Source organism: Mycobacterium shigaense, assembly GCF_002356315.1.
GTDB classification, from domain to species: domain Bacteria; phylum Actinomycetota; class Actinomycetes; order Mycobacteriales; family Mycobacteriaceae; genus Mycobacterium; species Mycobacterium shigaense.
Genome location: NZ_AP018164.1, coordinates 108,043 through 121,749, shown reverse-complemented (window position 1 = coordinate 121,749; position 13,707 = coordinate 108,043). Strand labels below are relative to the sequence as shown.

Genomic DNA, 13,707 nt, shown 5'->3' with positions numbered 1-13,707 from the left:
CCGATGCAACAGTCATCGGCGCCATTTCATATACCCGCAGTGTGCCTTGGCTTTTCGATCCCACCGGTCGCAAGGGTGGGCCTGGCGGGCCCGTCGGCCTCGCTGCCCGCGGGCGCCGACCGGTTTACAGTTGTTGCGCCACACCCGGCGCCGGACAGGAGAAACACCGTGCCCTTGCCCACCGACGAGAAGCTATTGCAACTCAGCGACGACGTTCTGGCCGCGTTCGCGAAGATCTTCGGCGAGCATCCCGGGATTCGCCCGGCTCACGGCAAGGGCATCCTGTTGAGTGGGACCTTCACCCCCACGGCCGCCGCTGCCGAGTTGTCGGTCGCGCAACACTTTCAGCAGGCATCGACTCCGGTGCTCGTCCGGTTCTCGGACTCCACGGGGCTTCCGACGATTCCCGACACCGATCCGAACAGCCTCCCCAAGGGAATTGGTGTCCGATTCGTATTGGCCGAACACGTGCACACCGACGTCATCGGCCATTCGGCTGACGCGTTCCCGGCACGCGACGGCGAGGAATTCTTGGAATTTCTCGAGGCGCTGGCAAGCAGCGATCCGGCCAACCCGGCCGGATCGCCGCTGGAGGCATTTTTGGGTACGCACCCGGCTGCGCTGAATTTCGTTCAGCCCAAACCATTTCCGGCCAGTTTTGCACGCGAATCGTATTTCGGCCTGAACGCGCTGAAATTCACCGACGCGGCGGGCCGGAGCAGATTCGGGCGCTACCGGATCGTCCCGGAGGCCGGCAACGAGTACCTGGACGACGAGGCGGTGCGGTCCAAAGACGACAACTACCTGTTCACCGAGATCGTCGAGCGCATCGCGGCCCGGCCGACGCGGCTGACGCTTACGCTGCAGCTGGCCGAGGACGGGGACGAGGTCAACGACATCACCGTGCGGTGGCCGGCCGACCGGGAGGTCGTCGAGCTGGGCACGATCGAGCTGGCCACCCCGGTCGCCGACGACGCCGCGCAGCAGAAACAGATCATCTTCGACCCGATCCCCCGGTTGGCGGGTATCGAGCCGTCCGACGACCCGCTGCTGGAGTTCCGCGCCGCGCTCTACCTGATCAGCGGGCGCCGGCGCCGCACGGCGTGACGTGGGCCCACCGATGCAGGAATGAAGTCAGCCGCCCGTCGGTTCATACAAGCCAATGAAGTTTCTGCTGATCACGCTGATCACCCACGTCCCCGACCCGGTTTCGGGCGAGAAGAAGAGCCCGGCGGATCGGCTGCGTGATGTCATCGACAAGGCGCTGCTCGCCGAGGAACTGGGGTTCGACGGATTCGCGGTCGGTGAGCGGCACGAGGATCCGTTCATCTCCTCCTCGCCGCCGGTGGTGCTGAGCAACATCGCCGCGCGCACCTCGAAAGTCGCCCTTTTCACCGGGGTTACCACGTTGAGTCTGCTCGACCCCGTTCGCGCGTTCGAGGACTATTCGACGCTGGACAATCTGTCCGGCGGGCGCCTGGAGTTGATCATCGGCAAGGGCAACGGCGCAGCGCAGGCGGAGTTGTTCCAGGTGACCACCGCCGATCAGTGGGACCGCAATCGGGAAGGTTACGAGCTGTTCCGCCGGCTCTGGGAGAGCGACAACGTGACGTGGTCCGGCCGGTTCCGGCCACCGCTCGTCAACGCCAAGGCCCTGCCGCGTCCGCTGCAGGAGCGGATCCGCGTCTGGCATGGCAGCGCAACGAGCAAGGACTCCGTCGACCTCGCCGCGCGCCACGGTGACCCGATCTTTTCAGCGAACGTCAGCCATCCCGTCGAGCCCTACGCCGAGCTGGTTCGTCACTACCGGGAGCGCTGGGAGTTCTACGGTCGTCACCCCCGGGACGCGCTCGTCGGTGCGGGCACCGCCGGGTTCTACGTCACTCGGACGTCACAGGAGGCCGTGGACGCCTACCGGCCGACGTTCGAGGCACGCACGGCGTTCGCGCGCCGCGCCGGGCTCCCTGCGGTCTTCGACTCGCTCGACGACTTCGTCGAGCGAAGTTCGGCATTGATCGGCAGCCCCGAGCAGGTGATCGACAAGGTCGGTCGCTACCATGAGCGGCTCGGCCACGAGGTGATGCACGTGTCCGCCGACGCCGACGGTGTGACGGCTGACCAGCAGCGCCGCAGTTTCGAGCTGTTCCAGTCCGAGGTGGCCCCGGTGCTGCGGGCACTCATTCCGAGCCGGCCGCTCATCGCGCAGTCCGTTGGCAAAGAGGCCGTGGGATAACTACTTCCACGCGAAGACCGGCTGCTCCAGCCCGTCAACCGGGTCGCTTCGCCCCTCCAGGCACAACCAGCGCAGCTGCAACAGGACGGCACCGGTGGGTGCGTGGATGAGGTCGTTGCCCAGCGGGATCTGCACGACCGGTCGCGGGCTCTCCGGGATGGTGATGAATCGGGGCGAGTCGTCGCGTTGCAGCTGATGCAACCCCACCCGGTACACCGCCACGACCTCGTCCGGCGCCGGACGTAGATCCAGCCGCCCGCCGCCCCAGATCACCACCGGCGTGATGACGTAACCGGATCGCGTCGGGTAGTCGTCGAGCAGGCCTAGCACCGTCGAGTCGGGCAGCGTGACGCCGACTTCTTCCTGCAGTTCGCGCAACGCCGCGTCGACCGCAGTCTCGCCCGGATCCAGGCGACCGCCCGGAAGCGCCCACTGCGCGGCATGCGAACTAAGCCGGGATGTCCTGCGGCACAATAGAAAAGCCGCACCGCCGGACACCCCGACCATGCGGCCGTCCAGGCCGGGCGCCGCCATGGGGCGCCCCGCGTTCCAGTCGTCCACCACCACCGGATCTACTCGGTCCTCCCCGACCTCCGACTCGACCAGCACCACCGCGACGGCGGCGTGGCGCTTGCTCGGATCGGTCACGGCGCGGCGGTCGTGCGCCGCCAGGTTGTGCCGCACCCGGTCGCGCAGCGACTCGTCGTAGGGGATGGTCACCGCTGCAGCCTATGCCGGGCCCGAGTTCGAGCCCCCCGAGCAGCGCAGAGTATAGTTAACTATATTCAGCAAACGGCGGCCGTCGGTGCTCGCCGAGCGGTCAACGATTCAACGATGAGGCGGCCTTGGCAACGACGACGCACGCACCGACCACGCGTGCCACGGCGACGATCGTCGTGGTGTCGGCTGCGGCATTTCTGGCCAGCCTGGACCTGTTCATCGTCAATATCGCCTTCCCCGATATCCGTCGGGCCTTCCACACCGCCGACCTCGGTGCCATGTCCTGGATTCTCAACGCGTACACGTTGGTCTTCGCGGCCTTTTTGAATCCGGCCGGCCGACTCGGAGACCGCTACGGGCATCGCCGAATCTTCCTGTGCGGCCTAGCGGTATTCACCCTGGCCTCCGCCGCATGCGGACTGTCGGGATCGTTTCCGATGCTGCTGGCGTTCCGCGTCGTTCAGGCCTTGGGCGCCGCGATGCTCATGCCGAGTTCACTGGCGCTGTTGCTGGCCGCCGTCGCAGCGCCGCGGCGCGCGGTCGCGGTCAGCACCTGGTCGGCGGTGGCCGCCATGGCCGCCGCACTGGGACCGCCGATCGGCGGTGTCCTGGTCGAATTATCCTGGCGTTGGATCTTTTTCGTCAATCTGCCGATTGGACTGCTGGCATTGGCCGCCGGTCCGTGGGTGATCGCCAAATCCCGCGCCACCGGCAGCGGGATCCCGGATCTCTTCGGTGCGCTAAGCCTGGTGCTCGGCGTCGGGGCGCTGGTTTGGGCGCTCATCGAGCTGCCCGCGTCGGGCTTCAGCGGTTCGAAGGTGCTGCTGGCGACCACCGGCGCGGCGGGCGCGATGGCGGTCGCGATATGGCGTTCACTACGCCATCCCTCGCCGGTGCTGGACCTGGCCGCCGTGCGGGTGCTGCCGATGTGGTGCAGTTGCCTGGCGCTGTTGCTATTCGCCGCGGCGTTCGGCGCCATGCTGCTGGGCAGCGTCATGCTGCTCACCACCGTATGGGGTAAGACACCGGCCGCCGCCGGATGGTGTCTGTCTCCCGGACCGGTCGTCGTGGTGGTCGTCTCGCTGACACTGGCCGGCCGGCTCATCGGCAGGCTCGGCGTCGGCGTGGTCGCCGCAACGGGTGCGGCGCTGTATGCCGTCGGCATCGTCATCTGGTTGCTGCGGGTGGGACCCGAACCGCACTACGTCGCCGATTTCCTTCCGGGACAACTATTTACCGGTGCGGGCGTGGGCCTGGTGATGCCCAGCCTGTCCGCGGTCAGCGGTCTCGCGCTGCCTTCCCATCGGTGGGGTGCCGGCTCGGCGCTGACGAACACCGCCCGTCAGCTGGGCACGGTGTTGGGCACCGCGGTCCTCACCATGATCTGTCAGCCCGGGATCGATCTGGCCGCCATCCGGCGCGGGTGGGTATTCATCGCCGTTGCGGCCGGCTCCGCAGCGCTGATCGCCACCGCGCTGGCCGTGTGGTGGCGGTCCCCGGCCGACGACGGTTGACGCCGTCAGCGGTCGTCGGACACGATGGCGCCAAAGGCGCGGCGATGGGAGGCGGGGACTCTGCGATGGCGGACATCACCATGCTGATCCTCGCCGACCACGAATGGTTCCGCGCGCAGTTCGCCAGGCTGGACGAGCTGCAGGCGCAGCCCGAGGTCACGCCCCGCGCGCTCGCGCGGGTATGGCGTCCGCTCGCCGACAAGCTCGACGTGCACGCCTACATCGAGGAGAAGATCTTCTACCCGCAACTGCTGCAGCGGGGCACCGCCGACCCCGAGGGCGAGACGCTGGACGCCATCGGCGATCACAACGACATCCGCGACGGGGTTCGCGACGCCAACGCCGCCGGAGTCGGCACCGAGCGGTGGTGGGCCGCGGTCGGCCGCACCCGGGTGGCCAACGACGATCACATGGGCGAAGAAGAGCGCGAAGGACTTTCGGACTTCCGCCGCAACGCCCCGATCGGGCTGCGCCAGGCGCTCGGGCAGCAATACAGCGAGTTCATGGCCGCCCATCCCACCACCAAGGGGCTGTCCATCATCGACCGCGACCCCCAGCGCTACGTCGAAGAGGTCACGAACGGCCCCCGCCCCCGGCGCGATGATTTCTCCCTTCGCATCGGCAGCCTGAAAGGCCAATGAGCCGTAGACTACGGCGTATCACTTAACTTGACTAAGTAACGCACGCGCGCGCAGCGAAGGATCTTGTGAATGGCCCGTTCGGATAATGACTCCTGGGATTTGGCGTCCAGCGTCGGCGCGACCGCGACGGCGGTTGCCACGCAACGTGCGATGGCGTCCCAGGGGCCGGAGCCGCTGCTCGACGACCCCTGGGCCGATCCGCTGGTTCGCGCGGTGGGCTCGCAAACCTTCATCACGCTGCTCGACGGCGAGCGCGGTGACAACGCCGACCCGGTGCTCAGCCGCCAGCCCGTCCGCGAGCAGATCACCGTGCGCACCCGCTTCTTCGACGACTTCTTCCTGCGGGCGGCCGAGTCCGGCATTCGCCAGGCCGTGATCGTTGCGTCAGGTCTGGACACCCGGGCTTACCGGCTGCCGTGGCCGGCCGGCGCCGTGGTCTACGAGATCGACCAGCCCGAGGTCATCGAGTTCAAGACCCGGACGCTGGCCGGTCTGGGCGCCGAGCCCAGCGCGACGCGGCGCACGGTCGCGATCGACCTGCGTGACGACTGGCCGGCGGCCCTGTCCGCGGCCGGCTTCGACCCGGCGCAGCCGACCGCGTGGAGCGCGGAAGGCCTGCTGGTCTACCTGCCCCCGGACGCGCAGGACCGCCTGCTGGACAACATCACCGCCCTGTCGGCGCCGGCAGCCGGATTGCCACCGAACACATGGACATGCGCAACATCCCGTCGGACTGGGCGCAGAAGCTGACGCAGCGGGCCCAACGCGCCGGCTCCGACATCGACCTGGCGTCGCTGTTCTACACCGGCGAGCGCAACGGCGCCGCCGAGTACCTCGCCGGGCACGGCTGGCGCGTGGCCATCCGCACCACCGAAGAAGCCTTCGCCGCCAACGGTTTTCAGGTGCCTGACGACGAGCTGGCCTCGTTCGGCGGCAATTCCGGCTACCTGTCGGCGACGCTTGCCTAGTTCTGCCGGGCAACCAGCTCGGCGACGAACCGCTCGATGAAGTCGTCGACCGGCCCGGCTCCGGCGTGCCGGATGACGAATTTCGTCAGACCGGCATCCAGGTAGGCGTCGAGCTGACGGTGCAGCCGGTCCCAGCCCGCGGCGATCAGCTCGGCGGGATCGACGTCGGGCCGGCGGCTGCGGGCCGCCGCGGCCAACTCGGGCGGCACCTGCCCGTCGACCACGGCCAAGTTGATGCCGAAGTGGTCGGGCTCGATGTGCCGGCCGGCCTGCTCGGCGGCCCGCTCGATCGCCTCGCGCCCGGCCCGCGCCTCGGCCGGCGTGAGAAAGCTGCCCAGCCAGCCGTCGGCCAGCGCACCGATGCGGCGAAATGCCGCCGGCGCCGCGCCGCCCAGCCAAATGTCCAGCGGCGGAGATGGTTTCGGCGCGATGCCATAGCCGGCCGACTCGTCCGACAGCGCGGCGCGCAGCACCCGCAGCGACTCGTCGAACACCGCTGCCCGCGCTCCGTCGGGAACCACGAACAGTTCGCGCTCGGCCGGGATCGCAGACCGCAGCCCGAAGACCGGCAGCACGCGCTTGGGCGCCAGCGCCGCGAGCGACGCCAACTGCTTGGCGACCAGCACCGGTTGGCGGCCCGGCAGCACCACTACCGACGTGCCCACCTTCAACCGGCTCGTCCGCGCGAGCGCGTAGGCCATGCCGACCATGGGGTCCACCGCAGGGGCGTAGACCAGTTCGGAGAACCACAGCGAGTCCACCCCGCCGGCTTCCAGATGGTCGACGATGCCGGCGAGCTCCTCGGGTGCGCTGTTGGCACCGAGCCCGACCCCGAAGCGAATCTTCACCCGCATCTCCCTCCGCCTTACGATCTTCAACCCAGACCGATAGCGACGTTGTCGCGATAGCCCAATGGGTGAACCGCTACGGGGCGGCGCTCGATTCCCAGCGGTGCGCCAACGGGTCAGGCGAAGTGTTGCGCTGACTCCAGGGCCTCCTGCTGGATGCGGTCGAACTGCGCGGCCATCGCCTCGGAGAGCGCCTTGGCCCCCGACAGCGGGCGCACCATGACCATGAAGTCGTCGATGCGGCCGTCGTCGTCGAAGTGCAGGAAGTCGCAACCGGTGATCTTGACGCCGGGGGCTCCGACGATCCCCGTCTCGAACACCAGCGCGTGGTCGCGACCGTCGCTGCCGGCGATCTCGCGCACGTAGCGGAAGTCCTCGAAGATTCGCAGCACGCCGCGCAGGATCGCCGCTGTGATCGGCTTGCCGGCATACGGCTTGAATGCTACCGGGCTGGTGAACACGACGTCGTCGGCCAACAGGGCCGCCATCGCCGCCTCGTCGCGGTCTTCGACCGCCTTGCGGAAAGGATGCATCAGGTCATGGTGCCGCATCGGCGAGGTAATGCGCGAACACCGGGCGCAGCCACTCCGCGAGCTCGGCGTCGTCCATGGCCACCAGCGCCGGGATACCAACGACGTAGCGGGCCACCGCGAGCCCGAGCAGTTGCGAGCCCAGCAGGGCGGCACGCTCCGGGGCCCGGTCGGGGACGACGGCGGCCAGCGCCGGGGTCACCTGGTCGACGAACACCTCGAGCAGCGCGTCCGCGGCGGTCTGGTTGGTTGCGGCGGCGCGCAGCAGCGGCAGAAACGGTCCCTGGGGACCCCAGACCCCGATGAACATCGGCAGCAGCAATTCGACCACCCGCCCGGGGGCGATGCCCGAGAGATCGGGGAACGTGATGTCGATGCGGGAGGCCGCCGCGAAAAGCTCCGCCTTGCTTCCGAAATAGTGCATGACCAGCGCCGGATCGACGCCGGCCGCCGCTGCGATCGATCGGATAGTGGCGCGTTCGAAGCCGCGGCTGCCGAATTGCGACCGAGCGGCGGCCAGAATCGCCGACCGCGTGGCTTCTCCGTCGCGAACCTTGGCGGGCATGCCGGCCAGTGTATTCAACAGCTGTTGACACCGTGCGCGACACGGCATAGGTTTGAGTTCAACAGTTGTTGAACTCCCCCACGGGAGGACGCGAGCATGACCGTCACCGCCATCCAGATCGGGCTCGATCCCGACGTCATCGATTTCTCCTCGCCCGACTTCGCGCAGTTTCCGGGATTGACGCGGGACGGGCTGCGCGCCGCCAACGACGACAACGTCGCGTCGCTACGCGCCGCGGGCTACCAGGTCGACAACTGCCTCATCGACTTCGGCACGGCGGGCGCCGACAAGGCCCGGGAATGGCTGGCGGCCAAGCGATACGACGCGGTGTTCATCGGCGCCGGTGTGCGCCTGGTGGCCGGCAACACGCTGCTGTTCGAGTCGATCGTCAACGCCGCGCACACCACCCAGCCCGACTGCCGGTTCGTCTTCAATCGCGCGGCTGTCGCCACGCCCGACGACATTCGACGCTGGTATCCGGACCCCGAGGCGGTGAGCCGATGACCGCCACCGTCGACGTCGTGATCGTCGGCGCCGGAACCACCGGGCTGACCGCCGCCGGTGACCTCGCGCGAGCCGACCGTTCGGTCGTCGTGCTTGAGCGCTGGCCCGACATCAACCCGTCAAGTCGCGCCTTCGCGATCATGGCCCGCACGCTCGAGGTGCTCGATGCCCGCGGGCTCGCCGACGACCTGTTGGCACATTCCCACCGGGCGCCGGGCGTCACGATTTTCGGCGGTGCCCGCATCGATCTCACGCAGCTGGACTCGGCCTACCCGTTCGTCATGGTCACCCCGCAGACCAACGTCGATCAGGCGTTGGGCCGCTACGCCGCCGCGCAAGGAGCCGACATCCAGCGCGGCTTGGAGGTCATCGGTCTAGCGCAGGACGCCGACGGCGTGACCGTGAAAGCACGGCCATACGGCGGTGACCGTCAAATCGACTGGCGGGCAAGGTATGTGGTCGCCGCGGACGGCGCGCACAGCACGGTTCGCACGCTGCTGGGCGTGGACTTCCCCGGTCGCACGGTCCTGTCGTCGGTGGTGCTCGCCGATGTCAAGCTCACGCACGGCCCCGCCGACGGCGGGCTGACGCTGGGCAGCACCCGAAACGAGTTCGCGTTCCTGGCCCCCTACGACCGGCACGACGCCGACGGCTCGTGGTATCGGGCGATGGTGTGGGACCGCAAGCATCAAGTGCCCGACGGTGCGGACGTGGATCGCGACGAGGTCGCCGGGGTGCTGGCGCGAGCCCGAGGCAGCGACCCGGGCTTGCTTGAGGTCGGATGGATGTCGCGATTCCATTGCGACGAAAGGCAAGTCGCGCAATACCGGCACGACCGGGTGTTCCTGGCCGGAGATGCAGCACACGTCCACTCCCCCATGGGTGGGCAGGGCATGAACACCGGCATTCAAGATGCGGCGAACCTGGCGTGGAAGATCGATGCCGTGCTGGCCGGCGCGGACGACGCCGTCCTCGACAGTTACCACGACGAGCGGCATCCGATCGGCCGGCGTGTGGTGCGCCAGTCCGGCCTGATGGCGCGCGGCATCACACTCCGCCCCCGAGTGGCGCGCTCCCTGCGAAACCTTTTGGCGCCCAGGTTGCTTCGCATAGCAAAGGTGCGCGACGCGGTCGCCGGAAGTTTCGCTGGTACTACGCTGCGGTACGGCGCCCGGCGAGGCGACAGCGCGCTGGCCGGCACCCGCGCGACACAGATTCCGTTGACCCATGGGCGGATCACGCAATTGCAGCGCCAAGGAGGCTTCGTGTTCGTTCGCGAACGGGGCGCCGCGCCGGTCGGTGTGTTCGGCCTGCTAGAAGCCGAGCGAGCCGACGACGGTCCAGCGGTGTTGGTGCGTCCCGACGGCTACCTCGCCTGGGCCGGCGACTCGCACGACCGGTCCGCATGGGACCGGGCGCTGACCCGGTGGACGGGCCCGCCCGCGCGTCAGTCCCGCGCCGCGGAGGGCAGGCCGACCAGTTCCGCCAGCCGCGCGGCCGAGTAGCGGCCCGGCCCCACCCCGTCGCGGACGGCAACCCGCGCGGCACGCGCCAACGCGGCGTTGAGCGGCGCGGTGAGGCCGTTCCGGTGGGCGATCCGAACGATCTCGCCGTTGAAGTAGTCGGTCTCCACATTGCCGGTGTTGCGGGACAACGACTGCCACGTGGAGTTGCTCGCCGCCGAATCCCATCCCGGTATCGGGCGGATGCTCGGGCCGTCGGCCCGCGCGGCCTTGGAGGTCTCGAACGAGACGAAGTCAATGCCCGCGCGCCGCAGCACGTTTTCGCCCTCGCGACGCACGGCCGTCAGCACCTCGCTGGTGTCGGCGGCGTGCTCGGCGAGCGCCCCGACGGCATTACCCAGGTTGTTCAGCAGCTTGTTGTACTTCCAGGGCGCCACGTCATCGACGACGCGCACCAAAACGCCTGCGGGGCTCCATGTCTCGGCTATGGTCGTCAACAACGCGGCGTCGTCGTCCGTGGCGATCGACGCCGGCCAGCGCGAGACGTAGAATTGACCGGCCACCGGCCAGGATCGCACCACCACCTCACCCGGCTCCAGGTGCACGGCGGGTAGCCATACGCAGACGCCGAATACCCGGCGGAAGTAGCGCAGAGCTTTCTCCTCGGCCGCAACGCCGTTCAGCGCGGTCATCGCCGGCAGCCGCGCGCCGGCGGTCCCCGCGATGCCGCCCGGCCCGTGCACGGGCTGATCCGCCCATTCCTGCAGGGCCGCGTCGAGTTGCTGGGTCTTGGTGGTGAACACCAGCACGTCTCGATCCGTCAGCCGCACGTCCTCGGGGCTGGCCACCGCGGTGACCGCGATCGGGTAGGTGTCGTCGGGCGTTCTCAGCGTGATGCCCGTGGCCGCCAGGACTTCGGCGTGCCGACCGCGCGCCACCAGCACCGTGGGAACCTCGGCTCGGGCCAGCATCGCGCCCACCGTCCCACCGATGGCACCGGCGCCGACGATCACATACCGGTACTCGTTCCGTGGGGGCATCGCCGGGCCTTTCGTCGAACCTGCTCGCTTCCGCCGACATTACTGGTGTGGCCGCAGCCTTCGAGACGCCCACTAGCCGCGACGAAGACCGAATCGCCGACCGCGAGTTCGCCGGCGCCCGCCTCAACGGTGGCTACTCGCCGGCCCCCGCGATTGGCGCTCGGCGAATCGGGGTATGACCCGCCATCCTATCTGCTGGGTGTCGGTTCGTGCCGGGGGATGAAGTGATCGGTGATGGTCAGCAGGTCCTGCCCGGAGCCGTTGCGGCAGGACGACGCTGGTGCTCTGCGCGGAGATAAACGTCGTTCTGGTCGGACGGCTCTACCCGCGCGCGTTGCTCGCCGTCTTCACCGACGACACCGAACTCACCTCGGCCGATCGCCGGATGTACACCAGCCGCGCCAAGGCTGGGCGCGTCAAAGACGTTCAACGCGTGAGCGTCCGGTTCGGCGGCCTCAAGCGGAAGGTCACCCCGGCGCCGTAGGCCTACCGGTAGTCGGTGTTCGCGGCGCACGCGATGAAGTCCCGGACCGCGCGCGACAGCGGCCGGACGGAATTCCAGATCATGCCGACGTCACGGTAGGCGTCGGCATCGGTCAACCGGCGGATCGCCACTCCGTATTCGCTGCCGTCGATCGGCATCAGGCTCACGCCCAGGCCCGCCGCCACGAGACCGGCCGATGTGCTCAGGTCTGTCGATTCCAGGACAATACGTGGTTGGAATTGCGCCGCGGCACAGAGCTCGTCGAGTAAGCGGCGCATGCCGAACGCCGGAGGCATAGTCACGAACGGTTCGTCGCGCAGGTCGGCCATCGCAGCCTCGGCGACACCGGCCAACCGGTGGCCACGGGGCACCGCGACACCCAGTCGTTGACGAAACAGGCTGCGCCAGGCCAAGGTTGGCTTCGCCGGGCGGGGCGAGACCACTGCGACGTCGAGCGCGCCGGACTCCACCATGTCGCCGATCGACTCGGCGGCATCCTCCTGCAGCGTGAACATCACGCGTGGCGACGCCTTGGTGAAATCCGCGATCAGCCGTGGCACCACCACCGCGCCGAACGAGCCCAGGAAACCCAGCCGGATCTCGCTCACGGCCGGGTTGGTCAGGTCGTCGATGGCGCGGCGCGCCGAGTCGAGCTCGAGCTGGGCCCGACGGGCGTGCTGATAGAAGATGCGGCCGTAGGCGTTGAGCGAGAGTCGCCTGCCGCGGCGATCGAATAGCTCGACTCCGAGCCGCTGCTCGAGTCGCGCCAGCATCCGGGTCAGGGTCGGCTGGGCGATGCTGAGCTGTTCGGCGGCCGCCGTCACGTTTTCGAGCTCCGCGAGTGTGATGAACCACTCATAGCCACCGTCGCGCACCCGCTCAGCTCTCCTTATGTCGTAAAAGAATTATAAACCAGCGAATAATTCATTTCCTTTTCTTGGGCCCGCGGCGAAAGATCGCAGGCATGGTTTCGCTGGCCGCCTCCCCCTCCGCACACCGGATCGGCAGCAGCGGTTTCCGGCGAGTCACGGCCGCCACCTGCTGCGCCGGCATCGCCAGCCTGGCCGGCATGTACTGCACGCAGGCCCTGCTGCCGGCGCTGTCGGCGTATTACCGCATCTCACCCGCCATCTCCGCCCTGACGATCTCGCTGACCACCGGAATGGTGGCGCTGTGCATCGTGCCCGCGAGCGTGCTGTCCGAGCGCTACGGGCGCACTCCGGTGATGCTGACCTCCGCGGTGGGCTCCAGCGTCATCGGCATGTTGTTGCCGTTCAGTCCCAACCTCACGCTCCTGATCATCGGTCGCGCCCTGCAGGGCGTCGTCCTGGCGGGGGTGCCCGCGGTGGCCATGGCGTATCTGGCCGAAGAGGTGCACGCGTCCTCGCTCGGCGCCGCGATGGGACGGTACGTCGCCGGGACCACGCTGGGCGGCTTGATCGGGCGGCTCATCCCGTCGATGGTCGTCGACATCAGCAACTGGCGGGTGGCCCTGCTGGCGAGTTCGCTGACCACGCTGGCGGCCACCGTGGCGTTCGCGGTACTGGTGCCGCGCTCCCGGTCGTTCACGGCGAACGCCGCGGACCTGCGCGCCACGCTGCGGAATCTCGTCACCCACCTGCGAAACCCCATGCTGTTCAAGCTCTTTACGCTCAGCTTCGTGCTGATGGGCGGCTTCGTCTCGGTATACAACTACCTGGGGTACCGCCTGACCGCGCAGCCGTTCGGGTTGGCGTCGTCGACGGTCGGCCTGCTGTTCGTGTTGTACCTGGCCGGCACCTGGTCCTCGACGTTCGCCGGGAGGCTCGCCGACCGCAGGGGTCGTGCGTTCGTGCTCGCCGTGGCCCTGCCGACGGCGGTGATCGGTCTGCTCGCGACCGGACCCCACGCGATGGCCGTGATCGTCGCCGGTCTCGGCGTCTTCACCGCCGGCTTCTTCGCCGCCCATACCGTCGCCAGCGGTTGGGTCGGCGCGGTGGCCCACCACGACCGGGGACCCGCGGCGGCGTTGTACATGTTCGGCTTCTACCTCGGCGGATCGGTCGGGGGGGCGATCGGCGGACTTGTCTACAGCGTCGGCGGCTGGGCGGCGACCGTGGCGTTCGTGGCGACGCTGCTGCTCACGGCGCTGCTGCTCGCGGGTTTGCTGGTGCGCGACAACCGATCTGGGCGGGTCAGCACCGCCTAGGCGCCTGCT

The 13,707-nt window shown here is 68.6% G+C and carries 13 protein-coding genes and 2 pseudogenes; 9 read left to right on the top strand and 6 right to left on the bottom strand.

Going from position 1 to position 13,707, the window contains the following annotated elements:
- The first annotated feature begins 168 nt into the window (after positions 1-168).
- Together MSG_RS00600 and MSG_RS00595 are read left to right on the top strand one after the other, a co-directional pair.
- Entirely contained in the window at positions 169-1,107 is a 939-nt protein-coding gene (locus MSG_RS00600) for a catalase family peroxidase (RefSeq protein ID WP_096436194.1), read from the top strand.
- A 55-nt stretch (positions 1,108-1,162) separates the two neighbouring features.
- A complete protein-coding gene (locus MSG_RS00595; protein ID WP_096436192.1) occupies positions 1,163-2,233 on the top strand; it encodes an LLM class flavin-dependent oxidoreductase in 1,071 nt (356 codons plus the stop codon).
- Here the strand turns inward: MSG_RS00595 and MSG_RS00590 are convergent, their stop codons facing one another.
- Entirely contained in the window at positions 2,234-2,953 is a 720-nt protein-coding gene (locus MSG_RS00590) for an NUDIX hydrolase (RefSeq protein WP_096436190.1), read from the bottom strand.
- 125 nt (positions 2,954-3,078) lie between these two features.
- Between MSG_RS00590 and MSG_RS00585 the strand changes: the two genes are divergently transcribed.
- The 3 genes and pseudogenes from MSG_RS00585 to MSG_RS00575 all read left to right on the top strand — a co-directional run bounded on the left by MSG_RS00585 (position 3,079) and on the right by MSG_RS00575 (position 6,076).
- Complete coding sequence (locus MSG_RS00585; protein WP_096436188.1) at positions 3,079-4,467, top strand: MFS transporter; 1,389 nt, start codon at positions 3,079-3,081, stop codon at positions 4,465-4,467.
- Between the two features lie 65 nt (positions 4,468-4,532).
- Complete coding sequence (locus MSG_RS00580; protein WP_096443864.1) at positions 4,533-5,108, top strand: hemerythrin domain-containing protein; 576 nt, start codon at positions 4,533-4,535, stop codon at positions 5,106-5,108.
- 69 nt (positions 5,109-5,177) lie between these two features.
- A pseudogene (locus MSG_RS00575) lies at positions 5,178-6,076 on the top strand (class I SAM-dependent methyltransferase).
- Here MSG_RS00575 and MSG_RS00570 read toward each other — a convergent pair.
- From MSG_RS00570 to MSG_RS00560, 3 genes are all read right to left on the bottom strand, one after another.
- Positions 6,073-6,924: a TIGR03854 family LLM class F420-dependent oxidoreductase gene (locus tag MSG_RS00570; RefSeq protein WP_096443863.1), complete on the bottom strand. Its 852-nt coding sequence runs from the start codon at positions 6,922-6,924 to the stop codon at positions 6,073-6,075. The pseudogene MSG_RS00575 and the gene MSG_RS00570 overlap by 4 nt on opposite strands.
- Before the next feature lie 116 nt (positions 6,925-7,040).
- On the bottom strand, positions 7,041-7,457 hold the full coding sequence (locus tag MSG_RS00565; protein WP_096443861.1) for a nuclear transport factor 2 family protein: 417 nt from the start codon (positions 7,455-7,457) through the stop codon (positions 7,041-7,043).
- Positions 7,458-7,461: 4 nt separating this feature from the next.
- On the bottom strand, positions 7,462-8,019 hold the full coding sequence (locus MSG_RS00560) for a TetR/AcrR family transcriptional regulator (protein ID WP_096436186.1): 558 nt from the start codon (positions 8,017-8,019) through the stop codon (positions 7,462-7,464).
- A 96-nt stretch (positions 8,020-8,115) separates the two neighbouring features.
- Here MSG_RS00560 and MSG_RS00555 point away from each other — a divergent pair, with 96 nt between their 5' ends.
- The gene (locus tag MSG_RS00555; protein WP_096436184.1) at positions 8,116-8,523 is read left to right on the top strand and encodes a hypothetical protein; all 408 of its coding nucleotides are present in this window, start codon (positions 8,116-8,118) and stop codon (positions 8,521-8,523) included.
- A complete protein-coding gene (locus MSG_RS00550) occupies positions 8,520-10,028 on the top strand; it encodes an FAD-dependent oxidoreductase (protein WP_096436182.1) in 1,509 nt (502 codons plus the stop codon). The genes MSG_RS00555 and MSG_RS00550 overlap by 4 nt, the downstream gene beginning before the upstream one ends.
- Here MSG_RS00550 and MSG_RS00545 read toward each other — a convergent pair.
- On the bottom strand, positions 9,971-11,026 hold the full coding sequence (locus tag MSG_RS00545; RefSeq protein ID WP_096436180.1) for a ketopantoate reductase family protein: 1,056 nt from the start codon (positions 11,024-11,026) through the stop codon (positions 9,971-9,973). The genes MSG_RS00550 and MSG_RS00545 overlap by 58 nt on opposite strands.
- A 271-nt stretch (positions 11,027-11,297) precedes the next feature.
- On the opposite strand from MSG_RS00545, the pseudogene MSG_RS00540 reads away from it, so the two are divergent.
- Positions 11,298-11,510, top strand: a pseudogene (locus tag MSG_RS00540) (ribonuclease BN); the annotation flags it as partial.
- 2 nt (positions 11,511-11,512) lie between these two features.
- Here MSG_RS00540 and MSG_RS00535 read toward each other — a convergent pair.
- On the bottom strand, positions 11,513-12,385 hold the full coding sequence (locus tag MSG_RS00535; protein ID WP_096436178.1) for a LysR family transcriptional regulator: 873 nt from the start codon (positions 12,383-12,385) through the stop codon (positions 11,513-11,515).
- An 89-nt stretch (positions 12,386-12,474) separates the two neighbouring features.
- On the opposite strand from MSG_RS00535, the gene MSG_RS00530 reads away from it, so the two are divergent.
- Positions 12,475-13,698 carry an MFS transporter gene (locus MSG_RS00530; RefSeq protein ID WP_096436176.1) on the top strand — a complete coding sequence of 408 codons (1,224 nt, stop codon included), beginning with the start codon at positions 12,475-12,477 and terminating at the stop codon, positions 13,696-13,698.
- Positions 13,699-13,707 lie beyond the last annotated feature (9 nt).